The organism is Nonomuraea gerenzanensis, assembly GCF_020215645.1.
Classification (GTDB): domain Bacteria; phylum Actinomycetota; class Actinomycetes; order Streptosporangiales; family Streptosporangiaceae; genus Nonomuraea; species Nonomuraea gerenzanensis.
Map to the genome: position 1 here is coordinate 8,532,328 of NZ_CP084058.1, position 21,227 is coordinate 8,553,554.

21 protein-coding genes are annotated in these 21,227 nt (G+C 71.8%); 5 read left to right on the top strand and 16 right to left on the bottom strand.

Annotated elements, in window-relative coordinates; all coding sequences use genetic code 11:
* Positions 1-2: 2 nt before the first annotated feature.
* The 3 genes from LCN96_RS39705 (at position 3) to LCN96_RS39715 (ending at position 2,069) form a co-directional block, all read left to right on the top strand.
* Positions 3-995: a LacI family DNA-binding transcriptional regulator gene (locus LCN96_RS39705; protein ID WP_225267558.1), complete on the top strand. Its 993-nt coding sequence runs from the start codon at positions 3-5 to the stop codon at positions 993-995.
* A gap of 70 nt (positions 996-1,065) precedes the next feature.
* A complete protein-coding gene (locus LCN96_RS39710; protein WP_225267559.1) occupies positions 1,066-1,800 on the top strand; it encodes a hypothetical protein in 735 nt (244 codons plus the stop codon).
* A gap of 8 nt (positions 1,801-1,808) precedes the next feature.
* Positions 1,809-2,069 carry a hypothetical protein gene (locus tag LCN96_RS39715; protein ID WP_225267560.1) on the top strand — a complete coding sequence of 87 codons (261 nt, stop codon included), beginning with the start codon at positions 1,809-1,811 and terminating at the stop codon, positions 2,067-2,069.
* Positions 2,070-2,095: 26 nt separating this feature from the next.
* On the opposite strand, the gene LCN96_RS39720 is transcribed toward LCN96_RS39715, so the two are convergent.
* The 14 genes from LCN96_RS39720 to LCN96_RS39785 form a co-directional block, all read right to left on the bottom strand.
* A complete protein-coding gene (locus LCN96_RS39720) occupies positions 2,096-3,715 on the bottom strand; it encodes an IS1634 family transposase (RefSeq protein WP_225267561.1) in 1,620 nt (539 codons plus the stop codon).
* Between the two features lie 77 nt (positions 3,716-3,792).
* Positions 3,793-4,668, bottom strand: coding sequence for an inositol monophosphatase family protein (locus tag LCN96_RS39725; RefSeq protein ID WP_225267562.1), 876 nt, complete (start codon positions 4,666-4,668; stop codon positions 3,793-3,795).
* Between the two features lie 65 nt (positions 4,669-4,733).
* Positions 4,734-6,221: a sodium/solute symporter gene (locus LCN96_RS39730; RefSeq protein WP_225267563.1), complete on the bottom strand. Its 1,488-nt coding sequence runs from the start codon at positions 6,219-6,221 to the stop codon at positions 4,734-4,736.
* 37 nt (positions 6,222-6,258) lie between these two features.
* A complete protein-coding gene (locus tag LCN96_RS39735) occupies positions 6,259-6,678 on the bottom strand; it encodes a hypothetical protein (RefSeq protein ID WP_225267564.1) in 420 nt (139 codons plus the stop codon).
* A complete protein-coding gene (locus tag LCN96_RS39740; RefSeq protein WP_225267565.1) occupies positions 6,675-7,424 on the bottom strand; it encodes a LytR/AlgR family response regulator transcription factor in 750 nt (249 codons plus the stop codon). Before LCN96_RS39740 ends, LCN96_RS39735 begins: the two co-directional genes overlap by 4 nt.
* Before the next feature lie 33 nt (positions 7,425-7,457).
* Positions 7,458-8,639, bottom strand: coding sequence for a histidine kinase (locus LCN96_RS39745; protein ID WP_225267566.1), 1,182 nt, complete (start codon positions 8,637-8,639; stop codon positions 7,458-7,460).
* A gap of 36 nt (positions 8,640-8,675) precedes the next feature.
* Positions 8,676-9,080: an HIT family protein gene (locus LCN96_RS39750; protein ID WP_225267567.1), complete on the bottom strand. Its 405-nt coding sequence runs from the start codon at positions 9,078-9,080 to the stop codon at positions 8,676-8,678.
* Entirely contained in the window at positions 9,077-9,784 is a 708-nt protein-coding gene (locus LCN96_RS39755; protein ID WP_225267568.1) for a DUF1838 family protein, read from the bottom strand. The genes LCN96_RS39750 and LCN96_RS39755 overlap by 4 nt, the downstream gene beginning before the upstream one ends.
* Before the next feature lie 10 nt (positions 9,785-9,794).
* On the bottom strand, positions 9,795-10,226 hold the full coding sequence (locus LCN96_RS39760) for a protease inhibitor I42 family protein (RefSeq protein WP_225267569.1): 432 nt from the start codon (positions 10,224-10,226) through the stop codon (positions 9,795-9,797).
* The gene (locus LCN96_RS39765; RefSeq protein WP_225267570.1) at positions 10,223-11,173 is read right to left on the bottom strand and encodes a YihY/virulence factor BrkB family protein; all 951 of its coding nucleotides are present in this window, start codon (positions 11,171-11,173) and stop codon (positions 10,223-10,225) included. Before LCN96_RS39765 ends, LCN96_RS39760 begins: the two co-directional genes overlap by 4 nt.
* 4 nt (positions 11,174-11,177) lie before the next feature.
* On the bottom strand, positions 11,178-11,936 hold the full coding sequence (locus LCN96_RS39770) for a DUF3618 domain-containing protein (protein ID WP_225267571.1): 759 nt from the start codon (positions 11,934-11,936) through the stop codon (positions 11,178-11,180).
* A complete protein-coding gene (locus LCN96_RS39775; protein WP_225267572.1) occupies positions 11,933-12,313 on the bottom strand; it encodes a phage holin family protein in 381 nt (126 codons plus the stop codon). Before LCN96_RS39775 ends, LCN96_RS39770 begins: the two co-directional genes overlap by 4 nt.
* A 71-nt stretch (positions 12,314-12,384) precedes the next feature.
* A complete protein-coding gene (locus LCN96_RS39780) occupies positions 12,385-12,558 on the bottom strand; it encodes a hypothetical protein (protein WP_225267573.1) in 174 nt (57 codons plus the stop codon).
* Between the two features lie 56 nt (positions 12,559-12,614).
* A complete protein-coding gene (locus LCN96_RS39785; RefSeq protein ID WP_225267574.1) occupies positions 12,615-13,364 on the bottom strand; it encodes a methyltransferase domain-containing protein in 750 nt (249 codons plus the stop codon).
* Positions 13,365-13,445: 81 nt separating this feature from the next.
* Between LCN96_RS39785 and LCN96_RS39790 the strand changes: the two genes are divergently transcribed.
* On the top strand, positions 13,446-16,409 hold the full coding sequence (locus LCN96_RS39790) for a DEAD/DEAH box helicase (RefSeq protein ID WP_225267575.1): 2,964 nt from the start codon (positions 13,446-13,448) through the stop codon (positions 16,407-16,409).
* 49 nt (positions 16,410-16,458) lie between these two features.
* On the top strand, positions 16,459-17,226 hold the full coding sequence (locus LCN96_RS39795) for an SWIM zinc finger family protein (RefSeq protein ID WP_225267576.1): 768 nt from the start codon (positions 16,459-16,461) through the stop codon (positions 17,224-17,226).
* 126 nt (positions 17,227-17,352) lie between these two features.
* On the opposite strand, the gene LCN96_RS39800 is transcribed toward LCN96_RS39795, so the two are convergent.
* Together LCN96_RS39800 and LCN96_RS39805 are read right to left on the bottom strand one after the other, a co-directional pair.
* Complete coding sequence (locus LCN96_RS39800) at positions 17,353-18,291, bottom strand: diacylglycerol/lipid kinase family protein (protein WP_185102849.1); 939 nt, start codon at positions 18,289-18,291, stop codon at positions 17,353-17,355.
* A gap of 99 nt (positions 18,292-18,390) precedes the next feature.
* Positions 18,391-21,135, bottom strand: a complete 2,745-nt coding sequence (locus LCN96_RS39805; protein WP_225267577.1) for an immune inhibitor A domain-containing protein — start codon at positions 21,133-21,135, stop codon at positions 18,391-18,393.
* Positions 21,136-21,227 lie beyond the last annotated feature (92 nt).

The window sequence follows — 21,227 nt, forward strand, 5'->3', positions numbered from 1 at the left end:
CTATGACAGCACGCAAGCCGACCATGGCGGACGTCGCCCGGCAGGCGGGTGTGAGCCTCAAGACCGTCTCCCGGGTGGTCAACCAGGAGCCCCACGTCAGGGCGTCACTGCAGCAGCGGGTGCAGGCCGCGATCAGCGCGCTGGGCTACCGCCGCAACGAGGCCGCCGCCCGGCTGGCCAGGGGCGCGACCATGCTGACGCTCGGGCTGGTGATGGAGAACATCTCCAACGAGTTCTACGCGCGCCTGGCCGCCGCCGTCGAGGCCGCCGCGGCCGGTCACGAGGCGCTGGTGGTGTTCGGCTCGTACGAGGAGAGCGCCGACAAGGAGCGCATGCTCATCGAGTCCATGTACGCCAGGGGCGTCGACTCCCTCATCGTCGTGCCCTCGGCGGCCGACCACTCCTGGCTGGCCGAGCACGCCAGCCTCACCACGGTGTTCGTGGACCGGGTGCCGCTGGGCCTCGACGGGGCCGACGTGGTGCTGCTCGACGACGTGTGGGGCGGCCGCGTCGCGACCGAGCACCTGCTCGCCCGCGGCCACCGCCGGATCGCGCTGATCTCCGACGACGACGGCATCAGCTCGGTGCACGACCGTGCGACCGGCTACCGCGCCGCCCTGGCCGACGCGGGCGTGCCAGCCGACGAGGAGCTGGTCGTGCGCGCGGTGTACGACCCCGGCCGGGTGTCGGGCGAGGTCGCCAGGCTGCTCGACCTGCCGTCGCCGCCCACGGCGTTCTTCGCCACGAACAACCGGGCCGCCATCGGCATCCTCCAGGCGCTGCGCGAGCGGCCCGAGCGGCCGGCGTACGTGGGGTTCGACGACTTCGCGCTGGCGGACGTGTTCAACCCGGGGGTGACGGTGGTCCGCTACGACACCGCCCGCCTGGCCCGCGCCGCCGTGGACCTCCTGCTGAACCCGTCCCCGGCCGCGCGCCGCATCAAGGTGCCGGTGGAGCTGGTGCCGCGCGGCTCCGGCGAGCTGCCTCTCCCCTGAACCCCCAAAACGTGGTCACGTCTCCCCATGCCCCCGGCTGACCGTCCACCGGGCTGGGTACGGGTGGGCCATGCCCGAGGACGCGGAGGATCCGACCGAGGCCATCGACCCGGACGTCTACCTCGACGTGCCCGTGGTGCTGGTGGACGAGATCAGCCTGGACGTGCGTGACCTGCGGGCCAAGGTGTCGCTGCAGGCCGAGGTGCTCGATCTGCTCAAGCTGAGCGTGGGCGCGGACGTGTTCCTCGGGTCCGTCAACCTCACGATCAAGGGCGTGGAGGCGCAGGCGCTGCTGAAGGTGCGGCTGGACAACGTGGCGCGGATCATCGACCGGGTGCTGCAGACCATCGACGACAACCCGCAGATCCTGGAGAACCTGACGCGGAACCTCGGCACGGCCGTGCGCGAGATCGGCAGCGGCGCGGGGTACGCGGTGCGCGACGTGGGGGCCGGAGCCGGGGACGCCGTGCGCGACGTGGGCGCGGGCGCCGGCACGGCGGTCCGCGACGTGGGCGCCGGAGCCGGTGAGGCCGTCCGCGACGTCGGCGCCGGAGCAGGCGGTGCCGTGCGGGACGTCGGCGCGGGCGCCGGTGAGGCCGTTCATGAGGTCGGTGCCGGAACCGGTGAGGTCGTGCGGGACGTCGGGGCCACGGCCGGTGACGCGGTCCAGGACACCACGGGCACCGTGCGCGACGTCGGCCCGGGCCCCGTGCCGGAGAGCGGCGAGGCCCAGGAACAGCGCCGGCCGCAGCACCAGCGACGGCACCACCACTACCGCTTCCAGCGCCGCCACGACCACAAGTGAGCCCCACCATGCCGAAGCCAGAGCACCCCCGCACCCCGGACGTCGAGATCAGCGCCTCCGCCACGGCCAGGGAGCTCCGCTTCCACGACCGTCCGCGGGTGTCGGTGCACGCGCAGGCGGAGCCCGCCGGCGAGTGCGCCTGGGGCAGCGACCGTACGAACCTGCCCGGCCAGGTGGAGCCGCACGTCACCTACCGCGACATCCGGATCGACTTCCGCGTGGCGGCCGAGCTCACCACCCCCGCACCCTCGGAAGAGGAATCCGGCTAGCCCCGTTTTCCGCAGGTGGGTGATCTTCAGCGGAGGTCTCGTGGATCGATGCCGAGAAGGTCCAGGAGATCGAGTTGGAGGTCGGTGGGTTGCGGGATGGTCGGGGGTGACTGGCCGGTGCCCGGGATGAGCCGGATGCCGGCCAGGGCGTCGAGGATGAGCTTGCCGGTGGGGACGGCGGGCCGTCCGGCGTACAGGCCGTTGACCTTGGTTTCGCCGCGGTCGGCGAGGGCTTGGCGGGCCTGGCGTTCGATCAGGCAGAAGATGAGCAGGGCCAGGCAGATGACGGTGATCAGTGCGTGGATGCGGCGGTTGTTCTTCAGGTACAGGTTGGTGACGGCCAGTGGCCCCTTGAAGGCCTGGTAGCGGCGTTCGACGGCTTCTTGGCCTTTGTAATGGCGTAGCACCTGTTCGGCGTCGGCGGCCTCGGGGGGCAGGTTGGTGAGCAGGGCGTACCAGCCGTCGGTGGCGGCTTCGGCGTCGATCGCGTTCTGGTCGAAGTGCCAGGTCAGGGTGGGCTTGCCGGTGGCCGGGTCGGTGCCGGTGGCCGCGGTCAGGTAGGTGCTGACCCGGCGGTCGCGGCCGATCGCGGCGAGGCGGTCGGCGACGGCCTGCTCGGTGGGGTAGTGGCGGCTGCCCAGGCCGCGTTCCAGCCGGGCCAGGTCGTCGCGGGCCCGATCGAGTTTCTTGGCCCGGGCGGTGGCGGCGGCCTGGGCGCGGGCCGAGGAGTGCACGAAGATGCGCCGCAGGGTCAGGATCGGGTCCTTCTTGCGCGGCCCGGCCAGTGTCATGGTGTCGTCCTCGCGCACGTGCCAGAGGCCGCGCCGGTCGGCGCTCTTGTGCTCGTCCCGGGCGGCGACGTAGTCCACCCGGGTCGCGTCGCCGATCTTCTGGCCGGCCAGGGCCGCGGCGCCGACGTACTGCTTGGAGGCCGGCGCGATGAAGGCGACCCCGGCGGCGGTCATGGCCGCCAGATTGGCATACGAGATCAGCTTGGAATCGCCGATCATGAGCATGCGTTGCGGGCCGGCCAGCTTTTGCAGGCCCTGCATGGCGCCGATGACCTGCCCGACCTCACCGGCCGCGCCGTCGTAGGCGCGGTGCAAGACCGGGATCGCGCCATCGGCGGTCACCGCGATCCCGGCCTGGATCTGCTTCAGGTCCGGCCGCCGGTCTTTGGGGTGACCGAAGCGCGGTGTCGCGAAAGCGGGCTCGGCCTGCTCGTAGTCGCCGTGCAGCGAGATCGAGGTCATGTCCCAGTGCAGGCGCGCCGCGTCCAGGCCGAACGCCTCGATCGTGGCCAGCCCGACCGACCCGGCCAGTTGCTCCAGATGCGGGGCGATGGCATCCAGCGCGCGGCCGATCCGGTCATCGTTGAGCAGTTCGGGATCGGTCCCGAACGCCTCACCCACCGCCCAGGCGCGCGCCCAGTCCTGCACGTGCACCAGCGGGGCGGGCGAGGTCAGCCGGTTGGCCACCAGCACCTCGATCACCTGCCCGTGAGTCAGCTGCGCGACATCGCGCACCGGACAGGCCGCATCCACCAGCTCCCGGATCCGCAACCGTGAGCAGAACCCGGCCACCACCGGTAATGCCCCGAGCATCTTCTCGATACTGGCCTGGCCCCACTGCGCACGCTGTCTCACCAGCCAGGTCATACCGCGACAACGATCACCACAGCAACCCGGCGATCTTCACTTACCTCTACGTGCGGAAAACGGGGCTAGCCCTCCCGCCCGGCCTCGTAAGCCTCGCGCAGGACCGAGGCCAGCTCGTCGGCCAGCTCCGCGCTGGCGGCCACCACCCCGCTCCACCGCCTGGTCAGATCGGTGTCCAGCACCACCGCCCGCCCGAACACGTCCCTGACCGCCCCGCCCGCCGCCTCGGCCAGCACGACGGAGGCGGCGATGTCCACCAGCCGGTGCGTGTCGGTGGCGGCGTCGGCGAAGGCGTCGGTGGCGCCCTGGGCCACGAGGGCGCCCTCCAGGCAGCTCGTGCTGAGTATCCGCACGCGCGCCGCCCGCCGCGCCACCTCCCACCAGGCGGAGCTGGCTCCCGGGTTGGCCGGGTGGGGCCGCAGGAGGGAGACGGCGGCGCCCGCGAGCGCCGTGCGGCCGCTCGTCCGCAGCGGCGACGGCACGCCCGCCCGGGCCCACCAGCTCCGCCCGGTCTCCAGCCACACGGTCAGCGCCTCGGTGAAGACGCCGTCCTCGGCCACGGCCGCCGAGAAGGCCGACAGGGGGACGCCGGCGGCGGCGTTGGCCGAGCCGTCCACCGGATCCATGACCAGGGTGAGCGCTGAGCCGTGGTCCACCCAGCCGGTCTCCTCGGTCAGGACGTTGACCGGGTGCCGGGACAGCGCGGCGAGGATGGCGTCCTCGACGAGGACGTCGATGCGCATGGTCGGAGTGCCGTCCGCGCCGTCCGCCACCACGGCGGCCAGGGTGGCGCGGTCGTGCTCGGCGGTGGCGGCGGTGTACGCCTCCAGCGCGGCCGAAGCGGCGGCGGCCAGCGCGGGATGCGCCTCCCCCGGCACCCCGGCACCCCACCCACGCCCGCCCGCCATCGCCGTCCCCTCTCCCCCGGCCGTCCCGCTCATCGTCCTACCCCCGCCGGTGGCACGGAGTCACCCACCGTGACGTTCGCGCCGCTCGTCCTCGCGCGTCAGGACGAGCGGGGCCGCCAGTCGCCGCGGTCGAGGTCGAGGTCCTCGGGCGTGTGCAGCCGGACCATGGTCCTGGCCACCCCGGCCGGCACCCGGTGCGGGGTCAGGAACGACACGGCCACCATCACCGCGAACGCGATCGGCACCGTCCAGGCCGCCGGCTGGGCCAGCAGCGCCCCCGCCAGCCCCCGCTGCGGCCCGGCCACGATCGTCACCAGCACGGCCGCGCTGGCCAGCCCGCCGCCCACGAACAGGCCCGCCAGCGCCCCCGTCGTGGACAGCCGACGCCACCAGATGCCCAGCACCAGCAGCGGGCAGAACGACGAGGCCGCCACGGCGAACGCGAGCCCCACCACGTCCGCCACCGGCAGCGCCCGCGCCCACAGCGCCAGGGCCAGCGGCACCGCGACCGCCATCAGCGTGGCGATCCTGAACGAGCGCACCGAGCCCTTGAGCAGGTCCTGGGCGATCACCCCCGCCACGGAGACGGTCAGGCCGGAGGAGGTGGACAGGAACGCGGCGAACGCGCCCGCGGTGACCAGCGCGGTCAGCAGGTCGCCGAGGGTGCCGCCGATCATGCGGGAGGGCAGCGTCAGCACGACCGTGTCCGTGCGGACGAGGTCGGGGGTGTACATGCGGCCCAGCCATCCGTACACGGCGGGCAGCAGGTAGAAGGCGCCGAGCAGCGACAGCACCACGAGCGTGGTGCGCCGGGCGGCCCGCCCGTCGGGGTTGGTGTAGAAGCGGACCAGCACGTGCGGCAGCCCCATCGTGCCCAGGAACGTGGCCAGGATCAGCGAGTACGTCGAGTACAGCCCGTACTCCTTGCCCCCGGCCAGCGGCACCTGCCAGGTGGCGGCGTCGGCGGCGGACACGTTCGGCGCCCCGTCGGCCTGCCAGGCCATCAGCAGGAACACCAGCGGCACGGCCAGCGCGGTCAGCTTCAGCCAGTACTGGAACGCCTGCACGAACGTGATCGACCGCATCCCGCCGGACAGCACGTTCACCGCCACGACCACCGCGACGAGCAGCCCGCCCACCCACACGGGCGCCCCGGTGATCGTGCGCAGCACCAGGCCGGCGCTCTGGAACTGCGGCATCAGGTAGAGCCAGCCGATCAGCACGACCAGCACGCTCGCGGTGCGGCGCACGGTCATCGACTCCAGCCTGGCCTCGGCGAAGTCCGGCAGCGTGTACGCCCCCGACCGGCGCAGCGGCGCCGAGACCAGCACCAGCAGCACGAGGTACCCGCCGGTCCAGCCGACGGGCAGCCACAACATGTCCACGCCGAAGGACAGGATCAGCCCGGCCACGCCCAGGAAGGAGGCCGCCGACAGGTACTCGCCGCCGATGGCGGAGGCGTTCCAGAGCGGGCTGACCGTCCTGGAGGCGACGTAGAAGTCGGACGTGGTCCGCGAGACCCTGATCCCGAACGCCCCGATGAGCACGGCCGCCACCACGACGACCAGGACCGCCGTCAGGCTCATGCGGCCGGCTCCGCGTCGCGCCGGGCCCGGTGCCCGCTCACCGGCGCTCGACCAGCTCGGCGAAGTGCCGCTCGTTGCGCTCGGCCTGGCGCACGTACAGCCAGGCGCCGATGACGAAGGCGGGGTAGATGAGGCCGGCCAGCACCGCCCACGGGAGCGGCACGCCGAGCACGTCCACCTCGCGCAGCTCGGGGATGAGCAGGAACAGCAGCGGCAGCCCGCCCACCACGCACGCCAGCACCGTGCAGACGAACAACGCCAGCCTGAACTGGGTGCGCAGTAAGGAGTGCATGTAGACCTCGCCGAGCTGGGTCTGCTCGTCGATCTCCCGGGTGGCGGGGTAGCGGGGGCGGCGGGCGGCGGCGGTGCGCGGGCTGGTGACGGCGACGCGCCGGGGGACGTCGGCGCGCCCCCGCGACAGGTCGGCGCGCCGGCCGGGACGCGGCTCGGCGCTCATTCCTGCCTGCCCTTCCTGGCCCGCCGCACCAGCAGGTCGCGCAGCTCGCGCGTGTGCCGCCGGCTGACCGGGATCTCGGTGTCGCCCACCCGCACGGTGCACTTGCCGGAGTCGATGTGCAGCTCCTCGATGTGCTTGACCGCCACCAGGTGGCTGCGGTGCACCCGGACGAACCCGGCCGAGGCCCACCGCTCCTCCAGCGTGGCCAGCGGGATGCGCACCAGGTGGCTGCCCGCGGCGGTGTGCAGGCGGGCGTAGTCGCCGTGCGCCTCCACGTAGACGACGTCGGCGCTGGAGACGAACCGGGTCACCCCGCCCAGCTCCACCGGGATCGTGTCACTCTCGCCGCCCTCCGCGGGCACGTCGGCGGAGATCGCGACCCGCCTGATCGCCTCCGCCAGCCGCTCGGGCCGTACGGGCTTGAGCAGGTAGTCCTCGGCCTTGATCTCGAACGCGTCCACCGCGTGCTCCTCGTAGGCGGTCACGAACACCACCCTCGGCGGGTTCGCGAACTGCGACAGCAGCCGCCCGAGCACCACGCCGTCCAGCCCGCGCATCCTGATGTCGAGGAACACGGCGTCGATCGGCCGCCCGTCGGCGATGGCGCGGTCGAGCAGCCGCAGCGCCGCCGCGCCGTCCCTGGCGGTGGCCACCTCGCCGATGCGGGGATCGGCGCGCAGCAGGTACGACAGGTCTTCGAGGGCGGGCAGCTCGTCGTCGACCGCGAGTACCCGGAGTTGTGCCATAGACAGTGATGAAACCGACAACAAAGATCGAGGTCAACGGGCGGAGACGCCTGGGTGATATTTCGGCAATCTGATGTTGACCTTCGTGCCCGCGCCGCTGGCCGTCTCGACGACGAGACCGTACTCGTCGCCGTACACCTGCCGGAGCCGCTCGTCCACGTTCGCCAGCCCGACGCCGCCCGCGGGGGTGATCTCACCTGCGAGGATGCGGCGCAGCCTGTCGGGGTCCATGCCGAGGCCGTCGTCCTCGACGCTGATGCGGCACTCGGCGCCGGCGTCCTCGGCGATGATCGTGATGCGGCCGACGCCGTTCTTGCTCTCCAGGCCGTGCCGCACCGCGTTCTCGACCAGCGGCTGCAGGCACAGGAACGGCACCGCGACCGGCAGCACCTCGGGCGCGATGCGCAGCGTCACCTGGAGCTGGTCGCCGAACCTGGCCCGCTCCAGGATCAGGTAGCGGTCGATCGAGCGCAGCTCCTCGGCCAGCGTGGTGAACTCGCCGTGCCGGCGGAAGGAGTAGCGGGTGAAGTCGGCGAACTCCAGCAGCAGCTCCCTGGCCCGCTCGGGGTCGGTGCGGACGAACGAGGCGATCGTGGTGAGCGAGTTGTAGATGAAGTGCGGCGAGATCTGCGCGCGCAGCGCCCGCACCTCGGCCTCCATGAGCAGCGTGCGCGAGCGGTCCAGCTCGGCCAGCTCCAGCTGCGAGTCCACCCAGCCGGCCACCTCCTGCGCGGCCCTGACCAGCCCGGCGGAGGCGTTCTGCCCGTAGGCGGCCAGCGTGCCCACGACCCGGTCGTCGGTGGTCAGCGGCACCACCACGGCGTGCCTGATGGGGCATTCGAGCAGGTCGCAGTCGATGGTGAGGACCTGCGTGCGGCCGTCCTTCAGGGTGGCCGCGGCGTGGTCGAAGGCGTGCTCGGCGTGGTGGTCGTCGCCGTCGCCGTCGTAGACGAGCAGGCGCTCGCCGTCGGTGATCGCCAGCGCGGCCGAGCCGAGCAGCGCGCGCAGGTGCCGCGAGGCGCGCTCGGCGCCGTCGGCGGTCAGGCCGGCCCGCAGCGGCGGCCCGGCGAGCGAGGCGGTGTGCAGCGTCTCGAACGTGGCCCGCTCCGCCGGGCTGGTGCCCAGCTCCCTGCGGCCCCGCATGACGCGCCACAACACGATCGAGGGCACACCGACGAGCACCGCCACGACGGCCACGCCGACCAGGTACTCCACGCGGCCAGAGCCTAGCCGCTCACGGAGCCGACGGCCTCACAGGGCCTTGGAGACCAGGTCGGCGTAGGACTGGGCCTCCTCGGCGGAGTCGTAGGCGGTGCGCGGCCAGAAGAAGCCGCGCAGCCCGTCCTTCTTGTTGCGCGGCACGACGTGCACGTGCAGGTGGGCGACGCTCTGGCTGATGCGGTTGTTCATCGCCACGAACGTGCCGCCCGCCTGCAGCCCCTGCTCCACGGCGCGCGCCATGGCCTGCACGCGCTCGAAGAACGGCCCGACGTCGCCGAGGTCGGTGAGCGTCTCCACGTGGGCGCGCGGCACGACCAGCACGTGCCCCTTGAAGACGGGCCGGGTGTCGAGGAAGGAGACCGCCACCTCGTCGGAGCTGACCACGTAGGCGGGCCGCTCACCGGCGATGATCTCGCAGAACAGGTCGGTGCTCACCGCCCGACCCTATCCGCGAACGCCGTCCAGCTCGTCATGTTGGGCGCCGACCACTCCGACGGCGCGTGCAGGAAGCGCTCGCCGACCCGCTCGCGCAGCCGCTCGGGCACCTCGGCCACCTTGGCGCCCCGGCAGTGGTAGACCAGCCCGCCCCCGCGCTGCCCCATGGCCATCCACGGCAGCCACGGCGAGACCCGGCACCAGGAGAACACGCACGGCACGTCGGGCATGCCCGAGCGCACGTCGGCCGCCGAGGCGAAGAACTGGAACAGCTCCAGCGCCCGGTAGGTGTCGCTCGCGGAGTTGTCGGGATGGTCGGCCACCTTCAGCGGCGATGGGTAGGCCAGCCGTACGTCCACGTTGTAGACGACCTGCTCGCCGAGCCGCGTCTCGGGCACCGGGTAGGCGCCCAGCCGCTGGTTGACCGGGTCGTTGAAGACGTGCTGCACCTCGACCTCGCGCCCGGTGAACGGGCTCTGCCAGGAGTCGAGGACCTGCCTGCTCCTCGGGTCGAGGTAGAGGGCGGCCTCCCTGGTCAGCAGCTGCCAGCCGCCGTCGGCCTCGACCGCCCTGGCCACGTTGAGCCCCTCGAAGCCGAACAGGTGGTGCGGGCCGTCGTCGTCCTGCCAGCCGTAGACGTCGCCGGTCCAGTACGAGATCGTCTCGGCGCCGTCGGACGAGGCGCGTACCCGGAGGAAGTCCATGATCGCCAGCCTAACGCGGCACCACGGTCACGGCGAAGATCGCTTCACCGGACTGCCGCTTGCTCTCCTCCGAGGTGGGCGTCGTCGCCTGCCCGCAGCGCCAGCAGTCGAACAGCCTGATCTCGGTGGTGCCCGGCCGCTTGCCGTTGAAGACGAAGTAGGCGGTGCGGCCCGCCCCCGGCTGCTCGCCGCCGCCCTGATGCTCCTCGCTGATGAACGAGGCCACCTTGGCGTCGGGCACCCCCACCAGCCCCCAGCTGTCGCCCACCGACGGGTTGTCGACGACCGCCAGCGAGAACCGCTCGCCCGAGCGCACCTGGACCTGCACGGTCGCGCCCTTGGCGCCCTTGACCACCTTGCCGTAGTCGCTCACGGCCGACCCTGCGCCGCAGCCCGTCACCAGGAGGGCGAGCAGGACGGCGGCGCAGGTTCGACGGATCACCCTGGCAGGTTATCGGGCTCCGGCGGGTCGCGGGGCACCGCGTACGGCTCCCGCTCGACCGGCTGCCCCTCGGCGATCCTGCGCTGCCTGACCAGCTCGGCGTCCAGCTCGGCGCCGAGCAGCAGCACCATGTTCGACAGCCACAGCCAGACCAGGAACACCACGACCGCCGCGAGCGTCCCGTACGTCTTGTCGTAGGACGCGAAGCGGGAGGCGTACAGGGCGAACCCGCCCGAGACGAGCACCCACAGCACCACCGCGAGCAGCCCGCCCGGGGTCAGCCAGCGCATGCCGGGCTGGCGGACGTTGGGCGCCGCCCAGTACAGGACCATGATCATGCCGACGGCGATCAGCGCGAGCACGGGCCACTTGAGCACGTTCCACGCCGTCACCACCACCTGGTCCACGCCGAGCGCCGCGCCCACGGCCTCGGCCAGCCGGCCCGTCAGCGCGACGGCGATCGAGCCCGCCGCGAGCAGCACGGTGGTCAGCACCGTCAGGCCGAGCCGGAGCGGGGTGATCTTCCAGAACGGGCGCCCCTCCTCGATGTCGTAGATCACGTTGCCGGCCCTGATGAAGGCGGCGACGTAGCCGGAGGCGGACCACAGGGCTATGACCAGCCCCGCGGCCGCCACCACGCTCGCCGCGTAGTCCGTGCCCTCGATGGCCTGCACGCCCTGCTGGATCACGCTGCGCACCTCGGCGGGCGCCACCTGCAGCAGGGTGCCCACGATCGCGGCCGCGTCCTGCCTGCCCAGCAGGCGGAACACCGATACCAGCACGATCAGGGCCGGGAAGATGGACAGCACGGCGTAGTACGTCAGCCCCGCCGCCAGGTCCTGGACCCGGTCGTCGCGGAACTCGGCGACCGTCCGCCGTAACACGTGCCACCAGGCCCGCCGGGGTAGCTGGGCCGGATGGTCAGGGACGGTCCGGGGGGAGGGCATCGTCCTACTTCTTGGCCTTCGTGTACTTCTTGGACTTCGTGGTCGTCCTGCGGCGCCTCATCATGCGGCGCAGCACGAAAGCCGTCACCGCGCCGGCCGCCGCGATCAGCACCACGGGGCGCTTCCTCGCCTCGGCGGCGGCGTCCTTGACCTGGTCGGGGGTGTTCTCGCGGACCTTGTCCGCCACCTCGGTGGCCTTGCCCTTCACCGTGTCGGCCGCGTCCACGGCCTTGCCCTTGACGGTGTCCGCCGCGCCGGCGGCCCGTTCCTTGGCGACCTCCGCCGCGTGGCTCGCCCTGGCCTTCACATCGGCCTTGGCGGCGAGCTGGCTGACGGTCTCGCCCATCTCGTTGCGCGTCTGCTGGATGTCTCTACGCACTGCGTCTTGATCCTCCTCGTCGTCGTCCCCGCCTGCCCCATGCCTGGACTCGCGCCCGGACTCGCGCCTGGACTCGCGCCCGGACTCGTGCCTGGACTCGTGCCTGGACTCGTGCCGGGAGCCGCGCCGGGTCTCCTGCTGTGACTCCTCCTCGGTCCGCAGGTGCTCGACCGCTTCGGACCGCTCGTCCTCGATGGGGGCTTCGGGAATGAACGTCTCGTGTTCCTGCCTGGCCACCTCGGCCTTGCGCGCGTTGTCGGCCGCGCCGGGCCTGGTGGGAGGGACATTGATGGATTCGCGCTCCGTCGGGGTGCCCACGGTCGCTCTGTGTGCGCCGACGTCACCGGCGTGCTGCTGGCTGTGTCCCGGGTCCGTCTCGCTCATCGCCGTGCCCTCTCCTTGACCATGTCGATGTCGGCCTTGACGCTCGCGATGGTCTCCTCGGGGACCGGCGGCGTGGCCCGTTTGACCTCGTTCTTGCCGAACAGCCCGAGCAGGGCGGAGACGATGAACAGCGCTCCCCCCACGATGGCCGCGGCCGCCCAGCCGGGCAGTACCAGAGCGAGGAGCATGACGACAGCGGCCACCAGGGCGGCACCGCCGAAGAACGCGGCCATCCCGGCCGCACCGAACAGGCCCGCGCCGAGCCCGGCGCGCTTGCCCTTCTCCGTGAGCTCCATCCTGGCCAGGCGAAGCTCATCCTTCACGAGCCTGGAGACCTGCTCGGAGAGCTCGTTGACCAGTTTGTGGGTGTCGTTCACGACGTTCGCCTCCTCCGCTGAGGAAGGCGACTACCCAGACAAACTGCCTTCTATCACGCGCAAATCAGCGCTCAGCGACGCTTCCCCGTCGCGGCCTTCAGCAGGAAGCCGAGCACGGAAACCACCGGGTCCTTCTGGACCTCGCACCAGTTGTCGGGCTGCTTCGGCTTGCTCCACGGGGAGGGGAGCTCGCACGAGGGAGCCTGCGGCTTGGGCCGCTCACACCACGATCCTGGACGCTCCATACCTCGATCCTACGTCTTCCTGCCCCGTCGCGACAGACGAGATATGTCGTTTCTTCTCATCCGCCGGCATGACAGACGAGGTGCGTCAGGGCCGCCACCGCCCGGTAGGGATCGGTACGCCCCGCCCGCTCCTCGACCGCCAGCAGCTCCTCCAGGTCGCCGGGCACGGGCGCGCCGTCGGGCGCCACGTCCGTGAACACCCGCACCCCGTACCACTGCCGCACCTCAAGCCCCGTCACGGCCAGCCGCCGCGTCAAATCGGCGAGCCGGTCGGCCCTGGCCGTGACGCCGATCCTGTTGCGGTAGTACGCCTCGTCGAACCCCCGCTGCGCCCCCGCCCAGTCACCCAGCAGCCCCGGCCGCATGGCCAGCGCGTCACCGTTGCGCACGAGCAGCGACAGCATGCCGCCGGGGGCCAGCATGCCCGCCAGCGCGGCGAGCAGCGGGCCCGGATCGTCGAAGTACATCAGCACGCCGTGGCACAGCACCGCGTCGAACCCGCCCGGCTCGAACAGCTCCCCCAGCCGCTCCGCCTCGGCCTGCACGGTCCTGACCCGCATCCCCGGCTGCACCCCGGACTCCAGGACGTCGAGCAGCTCGCGGGACGCGTCCAGCGCGGTGACCCGGTGCCCTCTGGCCGCCATCCTGAGCGCCTGTGTGCCCTGGCCGGAGCCGACGTCCAGGACGCGGCAGGGGGTGATGGGGAGGTGCTCGGCGAGCTGGCGGGTGACGAGCTCCTGGCGCACGACGTCGCGTAGCGAGCCGAGCCCCTCGCGCCACCTGCCCTCGGCCCCCGAAAACCTCATGCTCACGACCATAGCCGCCGGTCGTCCACAGGCTCCAGGGAGCCCGGCCCGATCACCTGCCGGTCCGGGTAACCTGCCGGGGTGCTGGTACACGGGGTATGGACGACGGAGGGGCTGGCCTTCTGGGCCGAGACGGCGCAGGCGGCCGACGCGCCGCGCCCGCCCCTGCACCCGTTCGCCGCCCCGGCGGCCGAGGTCGCCCCCGCTCTCGGCCTCGCAGACCCGCGGTCGCCGCTGCTGGAGCTGCTCCTGCCCGGCTCGGCCAAGGAGCCGCTGCCCTCGCCCGAGACCGGCCGCATGGCCCAGGTGAGCCGCCCGCGGCTGCGCCTGTGGCAGGTGCCGGCCGTCGTCCCGGCCACCGCCGACACCCTGCGCGTCCTCGACGAGCACGCCGAAACCGCGACGGTGCGCCACTGGGCCGCCGTCGCCGCCTTCGCCGACGACCTGGTACGCCGGGGCCGGGTGATCCCGCAGCTCGTCCCCGCCGCCGACCAGCACCCATCGCAGCACCCTGCCGGGCCTGACGACGGGTGGGTGGCCCCCGGCGACAACGCCCGGGCCGGGTGGCGGCCGGTCCTGACGGGGGCGGACGCCGCCTACTTCCGCGACCTGGCCCTGGCCATGCCACCCGCCTGCCGCACCTCCTCGGTCGAACGCCCCTCCGCCGACGTCCAGCACGAGGCCCTGGAGGCGTTCACCGACGCCCTGGTCCGCCGCCGGCTGACCGGCAGCCTCCTCACCAGGCCCGCCCGAACTCTCCAGGAGCGCTGGCTGGCCGCGCTCACCGGCGACAGGCCGTCCTGCCCCGACGTGCCCGAGCTGCGCCGCGAGCTGGAGAAGTGGCGGGTGGCGGTGGCCGCGTCCGAGGGGGCGACGCGGGTGTGCTTCCGCCTGCTGGAGCCCGCCGACACCGACGACTGGCGGGTGGAGCTGGCGCTGCAGGCGGCCGACGACCCGAGCCTCTACGTTCCCGCCGCGCAGGTGTGGCGCGGGGTGACGGGGCTGCCTGGCGTGCCCGAGCGGGAGCTGCTCACCGGGCTGGGCCGGGCGGTGCGGCTGTATCCGGAGCTGGACCGGGCGCTGCGCGTGCCGGAGCCGAGCGAGCTGGCGCTCGACACGGCGGGCGCGTTCGGGTTCCTGCGGCAGGCCGCGCCGCTGTTGCAGGCGGCCGGGTTCGGGGTGCAGCTGCCGCGCTGGGCGGGGCGTACCCGGCTGGGGCTGAAGCTGACCACGCGCACCACCAAGCAGCAGTCCGCGGCGGCGAGCCAGGGCTTCGGCATGCGGGAGCTGGTGGACTTCCGGGTGGATCTCGCGGTGGGCGACGAGACGATCAGCGAGGCGGAGCTGGCCGAGCTGGCCAGGCTCAAGGTGCCGCTGGTCAGGGTGCGCGGCCAGTGGGTGGAGCTGGACGACAGGCAGCTCAAGGCGGCGCTCAGGGCCGTGGAGGGCAGCCGCGCGGGCCAGGCCAGCGCGGCCGAGATCCTGAGGCAGGTCGTGCGGAGCGACGACGAGGAGCTGCCGCTGCTGGAGATCGACGCCGACGGGGTGCTGGGCGACCTGCTGTCCGGGCAGGCCGAGCGACGGCTCACCCCGCTGGCCACCCCGCCGGGCCTGGACGCCACGCTGCGGCCGTACCAGGAGCGCGGGCTGGCGTGGCTGAGCTTCCTGTCGGAGCTGGGGCTGGGCGGGGTGCTGGCCGACGACATGGGCCTGGGCAAGACGATCACCACGCTGGCGCTGCTCGTGCACGAACGCGGCGCGGCGGCGCCGGCCGAGCCGGTCGGCGCCCCGACGTTGCTGGTGTGCCCGATGTCGCTGATCGGCAACTGGCAGCGGGAGGCCGCCAGGTTCGCGCCGGGCCTGCGCGTGTACGTGCACCACGGCAGCGGGCGCGACGCCGCCGAGATCGAGCGGGCCGACCTGGTCATCACCACGTACGGCACCGCCTACCGCGACCTGGAGACACTCAAGCGGCACCGGTGGCGCAGGGTCGTGTGCGACGAGGCCCAGGCGATCAAGAACAGCGGCACGCTGCAGGCCCAGGCCGTGCGCGCCATCCCCACGGACACCCGCCTGGCGCTGACGGGCACCCCCGTGGAGAACCACCTGGCCGAGCTCTGGTCGATCATGGAGTTCGCCAACCCGGGGCTGCTCGGCCCGCGTTCGCGGTTCAAAACCCGCTTCCAGGAGCCGATCGAGGCCCGGCAGGACGAGCAGGCGGCCAGGGCGCTCAAGCGGGCGACGGGCCCGTTCATCCTGCGCCGCCTGAAGACCGACAAGTCCATCATCTCGGACCTGCCGGAGAAGCTGGAGGTCAAGGAGTGGTGCCCGCTCACGACCGAGCAGGCCACGCTCTACCAGGCGGTCGTGGACGACATGCTGGCCAAGATCGACAGCAGTGAGGGCATCGAGCGGCGCGGCCTGGTGCTGTCGGCCATGGCCAAGCTCAAGCAGGTCTGCAACCACCCCGCCCACCTGCTGAAAGACGGCTCCCGCCTGGCCGGCAGGTCGGGCAAGCTGGCCCGCCTGGAGCAGCTCGCGGAGGAGATCCTGGCGGAGGGCGAGAAGGCCCTGCTGTTCACCCAGTACGCCGAGTTCGGCGCGATGCTGCAGCCCTACCTCGCCCAGCGCCTGGACCGCCCGGTGTTGTGGCTGCACGGCGGCCTGCCGAAGAAGACCCGCGACCGCCTGGTGGACCGCTTCCAGCACGACCCCGAGCCGACGCTGTTCGTGCTGTCGCTCAAGGCCGCCGGGGTCGGGCTCAACCTGACCGCCGCCAACCACGTCGTGCACGTGGACCGCTGGTGGAACCCGGCCGTCGAGGACCAGGCCACCGACCGCGCGTTCCGGATCGGGCAGCGCAAGAACGTGCAGGTGCGCAAGCTCATCTGCGCCGGCACCCTGGAGGAGCGCGTGGACCAGATGATCGAGCGCAAGAAGGCGCTGGCCGAGCGGGTCGTCGGCACGGGCGAGGACTGGCTGACCGACCTGTCCACCGAGGAGCTGCGCGAGGTCTTCCGGCTGACCACCGAGGGGGTGGGCTGATGGCCCGGCACGTGACGGGCAGGGCCGCCGGGCGTCAGGAGGCGCGCTGATGGCCTGGTTCGAGGGAGGCGAGCCGATCCAGGTCGAGGGCGGCATCAAGGCCAGGTCACAGCGCGGCAGCATCGGCTCGGCCTGGTGGTCGCGCCGGTTCATCGACATCCTGGAGCGCGTCTGCGACAAGGGCCGCCTCTCGCGCGGCCGGGCCTACGCCCGCAAGGGCCAGGTGCTGTCCATCGAGCTGTCCGCCGGCGAGGTCACGGCGGCGGTGCAGGGCTCACGGCCCGATCCGTACGCGGTCGTGATCAGGATCGAGGCGTACGACGAGTCGCGCTGGGCGGCCATCGAGGAGTCGATCGCGGCGCAGGCCGGCTACCGGGCCAGGCTGCTGGCGGGCGAGATGCCGACGGAGATCGAGGAGCTGTTCGCCGCGATGGGCGCCGACCTGTTCCCGCGCGATCTGGACATGAGCTGCTCCTGCCCCGACTGGGGTTTCCCCTGCAAGCACCTGTCGGCCGTGCTCTACCTGCTGGCCGAGTCGTTCGACGACGACCCGTTCCTGGTGCTGGCCTGGCGCGGGCGCACCAGGGAGCAGCTGCTCGGCTCGCTGGCCGACGAGCCCGCGGCGGATCCGCTGCGGGTGACGGACGTGCCGTTCGCGGACCGGCTGGCCGACTTCTACGCGCCGGGGGCCACGGCGCACCGGCCGGAGCGGCGTCCCGGGGCCGTCGCCCCCGATCTCCTGCCGCGGGTCTTCCCGCCGCCCGGCGACCTGGAGCGCACGCTCACCCCGGCCTACCGGAGGCTCGGGGACGCCTGACGTACGCCCCCTTCGCACTCTCCCTGCCCCGTGACGTACAGCGATCGCTCGGTTACTTTGAGTAGAGGAAGCCGCGACTAGGGAAAGGGCGCGAACGTGGGATTCTCCTGGACCTGAGCCGCTGACTCAGCGGTCCTCGAAGGCGGCGGGGACCATGACGCGCACTCCGTTCGGGACGACGCGGAGCCTGATCGGAGTGCGCAGCCGCACCTCGCCGTCCACGTCGGCGGCCATCGGCGGATCGGTCTCCAGCAGCATCTCCCTGCCGACCACGAAGGGCCCGCCCGCCAGGCTGCGCCAGCGGCCCGTCGTGGCGCGCAGCAGGGTCTCGCCGAGCAGCCGCAGCTTCTTGCCCGAGCCGAGCTGGTAGGCCACCAGCATGCCGTTGTCGATGCTGATGTCCCTGGCCACCTGCCAGCCGCCGTGGAAGCGCCCGTTGGCGATGTTGAGCTGGTGGGTCAGCAGCTCGTGGCGCTGCCCCTCCACCGTGATGAACGCGCGGAAGGCCCGGTGGTTGGGCAGGATCGTCAGCGCGGTGAGCGGGTAGGCCGGGCGGCCCACGATGCGCTTGAGCCACGGCTTGACCTTGCCCGCCACCTCGACGGAGACGCCGAAGCTGGCCAGGTTGGCGAACGGCCGGTCGTCTGCCATGCCGAGGTCGATGTCGGCCACCTTGCCGGTGGCGAACACCCTGATCGCCCCCGCCAGGTCGAGCGGCAGGCCCAGGCTGCGCGCGAAGTTGTTGGTGGTGCCCAGCGGCAGCACGCCGAGCGCCACGTCGCGGTGGGCGACGTGGCGCACGGCCGTGGACAGGGTGCCGTCGCCACCGCCGACGATGAGCAGGTCGGGGTCGGTGGCCAGGGCGGTGTCGAGCAGGTCGCGCAGCTTCTTGGTGTTGTAGACCGACAACTCCGCCAGCGGCTCGAACCCGAGGTTGTGAATCTGCTCGATCACCTCGAAGTAGTGACGGCGGCCGCGGCGCGAGCGAGTGTTCACCACCACCGCCACCCGGCGATCCCGCCGGATCGCCTCGGTGTGCTCATCTTTGGTGCGCAGTTCGCTCATGGTCATCAATCGTAGGTGCAAAGACTCGCGACCTGAGATCGATCGCTGGACGCGACCGATCATAGGGGGCCACCGGGTTACCGGTGGCCCCCTGGATGATTACTTCTTCGGGGGGACCACGTGAACGATCGCGCCGAGGTTCCCGGGCAGCGGGCTCACGAGCTTGAACTGCACGCCCAGCGCCTTGCCCTCGTCACCGGGGTTGCCGGTGCCGAGGACGGAGCCGGCGGCCACCTGGCCGTACAGCTCCGTGGCCGGGGTGCCGTCCTGGTGCACCACGCGGGTGGTGTACGTCTGGTCGCCCTTCGACGGCACGACCACCGAGGCGTCGGCGTCGCGGTAGTACAGCCCGCCGTCGATCACCTCGAGACCCGGGTACCAGGTCTTCGCGTCGGTGAAGGTGGAGACGCCCTTCTGCGCGGGGAAGTCCGTGCAGTACTCGCTGTACGGCTCGTCCGCCGCCTCCAGGCACTCCTTGAACGGGTAGGTCTTGCCGAACCCGAACGCGGCGTTGGAGGTCTGCACCCGCCCCTGCAGGTTCTTCTGCAGCGTCGGGTCCTTCTCGGCCGCGGCCCCGGTGCGGCGCAGCGGCTCGAAGTGGGAGTCCACGACGAGCAGGCTGCCCTTCGGGCCGAGGCTCGGCGGCTGCCTGAGGGTGTCGGCGATGTTGTTGTTGATGTACGTCGAGTCGCGGTACCAGACGAGCAGACCCGGCGCGTTGTACTTCACCTTCTGCACCTTCCACGCCCCGTCACGGAGGTAGTCGGTGTCGTAGGTGTACTGCAGGCCCTTGTCGAAGCCGTCGAAGTTGCGCCACTCGGCGAGGTAGAAGCGCTGGATCTCGCGCTCGCCGTTGTTGCGGGTCCAGCCCGTGCCGCTGGTGTTGGTGAACGTGCCGTGCAGGGGCTTCCAGCCCGTGTCGGTCTCGACGTCGTCGCTCCACACGGCGGCGCCGCCGTTGGTGAGCTCGAAGTCGTCCACGTGCCAGCCGCGCATCTGGTAGGCGGCGTCGGTGTTGTACGTCAGCCGCAGCTTGATCGTCTGCCCGGCGAACGGCGTCAGGTTCACGTAGTCGTGCCGCCAGGCGCCGCCGGTGTCACCGGTGAGGCCGTACTTCTTGTTGCCGAAGGTCTTGAGGTTCTTGTACGGGTCCGGGTAGTCGTCCGGCGTCGTGACCTCGTTGCCGGCCTCGTCGTAGACCTTCTGCTGGGTCCACGTCTCGCCGCCGTCGGTCGAGACCTCGACGAAGCCGAAGTCCCAGTCCTGCTCGATCTCGTAGTTGTTCCACATCCACAGCTTGAGATCGGTGCCGGCCGGGACGGGCAGGTCGCGCTGCAGGCTCAGGTTGGCCCAGTCCTGGTCGAGGCCGCTCCACCAGGCGTTGGAGCCGCTGTGCACGTCGATCATCTTCAGCGGCGTGGAGGCCAGGTTCACCCGGATGCCGTCCTGGGTGAGCTTGGGCGTGCGCGACGTCTGGCCGACGGTGACGAGCTTGGCGGCGTCACCGGGGTTGAACGTCTTCGGGTTCGCCCAGCCGAGCACCCACTTGTCCCACAGACCCATGTGGGTCGGCATGGACTGGAAGATCGGGCCGGAGTGGGAGCCGCTGGACATCAGGTCCCAGAAGTCCACGGCGGAGCTGGCCGCGCCCGAGGTGTCGTACAGGTCGGGCAGGCCCAGGTCGTGGCCGTACTCGTGGGCGAAGACGCCGACGCCGGAGTCCTCGGGCTGCACGATGTAGTTGGAGATCTTCTTGTCGGTGCCGGGGATCTTGTAGCCGCCGGCCACCGCGCTGGAGTGGGCCCAGATCGCGTACGTGCCCTGGGCGCCGCCGTCGGAGGACTTGTCCTTGCCGGCGTGCACGAGCACGAGGTGGTCGATCACGCCGTCGGGCTCGGCGAAGTTGCCGTCACCGTCGGCGTCGGAGATGTCCTCGACGTCGTAGTCGGCCCACGGGAAGTTCGGCTGGGCCTGGGCCAGCGCGTTCACCGTGTCGATCGGCAGCTGCTGGGCGCCGAGCGGGTTGTCGGGGTGGCCGGACATGTCCTGGGGCGGGTTGCCGCAGGCGGCGGCGCCGTACCAGGCCTCGGAGTGCGGGACCTTGATCCAGCCGACCGCGGAGCCGGTGACGGAGTAGGCGCCCTTGGACATCTCCTCGTACATCTTCTTCATCGTGAAGCCGGAGATGTCGATGCCGGGCTTGCCGTCGCGCGGGTCCTTCAGGTCCGGGCGCACGCGCTCGGTGATGCCCTTGTCGGTGTAGAGCATCTTGTTGAAGTGCTCGGTGCTGAAGTCCTTGACCCAGAAGGAGTTGTTGTCCTTGTGCGGCAGCGTCGCCGGGTCGGGGATCTGGTTGTGCAGCGGGCCGTTCAGCAGCGTGCTCGGCGGCTCGACGACGCAGTCGTCCGCCTCGCCCTGCGTGCTGCGCAGCCGGTTGAAGCCGGAGAAGTCGTCGTTGGCCTGCTCGTTGAACTCGACGAGGACGGTCAGCAGCTTGGCCGTGCGGGTCTGCTTGGTGTTCTTGAAGATCCACTCAGCGGGGTTGCGGCCGGTCTTGATGGCCTGGTCCTCGCGGGCGGCGAGGATCCGGCCGGTCACCGGGTTGCCGCTGTTGAACTTCCTGTCGAACTTCTGCGCGGGGGTGAGCGAGCGGGACCTCGCCTCGTTGAGCGTCGGCTGCTCGGGGTCGTCGGGGACCGCCGGAGGAGCGTAGTTGATGTAGTAGTCGGCGGCCGTCGGCTGGTACTCCGCGACGGAGGTCGCGGCGGCCGGCGGCGTGGCCAGGGCGGCGCCAAGCAGGGCGACCGCCGGGAACGTTGCTAACAGGCGCTTAGTACGTGGCACCAGGAACCCTCTCTGCCCGGGGTCGCCGGGCGCATGGCCATAGGGTGTGCAATGCCGGACGCTAAGGGGTACGTCAACCCAACGTAAAGTAC

What these genes read in the sequence shown, in the direction of transcription:
- LCN96_RS39705 (WP_225267558.1), top strand. Translation starts at nt 3, where the DNA reads ATGACAGCACGCAAGCCGACCATGGCGGACGTCGCCCGGCAGGCGGGT.
- LCN96_RS39710 (WP_225267559.1), top strand. Translation starts at nt 1,066, where the DNA reads ATGCCCGAGGACGCGGAGGATCCGACCGAGGCCATCGACCCGGACGTC.
- LCN96_RS39715 (WP_225267560.1), top strand. Translation starts at nt 1,809, where the DNA reads ATGCCGAAGCCAGAGCACCCCCGCACCCCGGACGTCGAGATCAGCGCC.
- LCN96_RS39725 (WP_225267562.1), bottom strand. Translation starts at nt 4,668, where the DNA reads ATGAGCGGGACGGCCGGGGGAGAGGGGACGGCGATGGCGGGCGGGCGT.
- LCN96_RS39730 (WP_225267563.1), bottom strand. Translation starts at nt 6,221, where the DNA reads ATGAGCCTGACGGCGGTCCTGGTCGTCGTGGTGGCGGCCGTGCTCATC.
- LCN96_RS39735 (WP_225267564.1), bottom strand. Translation starts at nt 6,678, where the DNA reads ATGAGCGCCGAGCCGCGTCCCGGCCGGCGCGCCGACCTGTCGCGGGGG.
- LCN96_RS39740 (WP_225267565.1), bottom strand. Translation starts at nt 7,424, where the DNA reads ATGGCACAACTCCGGGTACTCGCGGTCGACGACGAGCTGCCCGCCCTC.
- LCN96_RS39755 (WP_225267568.1), bottom strand. Translation starts at nt 9,784, where the DNA reads ATGGACTTCCTCCGGGTACGCGCCTCGTCCGACGGCGCCGAGACGATC.
- LCN96_RS39765 (WP_225267570.1), bottom strand. Translation starts at nt 11,173, where the DNA reads ATGCCCTCCCCCCGGACCGTCCCTGACCATCCGGCCCAGCTACCCCGG.
- LCN96_RS39770 (WP_225267571.1), bottom strand. Translation starts at nt 11,936, where the DNA reads ATGAGCGAGACGGACCCGGGACACAGCCAGCAGCACGCCGGTGACGTC.
- LCN96_RS39780 (WP_225267573.1), bottom strand. Translation starts at nt 12,558, where the DNA reads ATGGAGCGTCCAGGATCGTGGTGTGAGCGGCCCAAGCCGCAGGCTCCC.
- LCN96_RS39785 (WP_225267574.1), bottom strand. Translation starts at nt 13,364, where the DNA reads ATGAGGTTTTCGGGGGCCGAGGGCAGGTGGCGCGAGGGGCTCGGCTCG.
- LCN96_RS39795 (WP_225267576.1), top strand. Translation starts at nt 16,459, where the DNA reads ATGGCCTGGTTCGAGGGAGGCGAGCCGATCCAGGTCGAGGGCGGCATC.
- LCN96_RS39800 (WP_185102849.1), bottom strand. Translation starts at nt 18,291, where the DNA reads ATGAGCGAACTGCGCACCAAAGATGAGCACACCGAGGCGATCCGGCGG.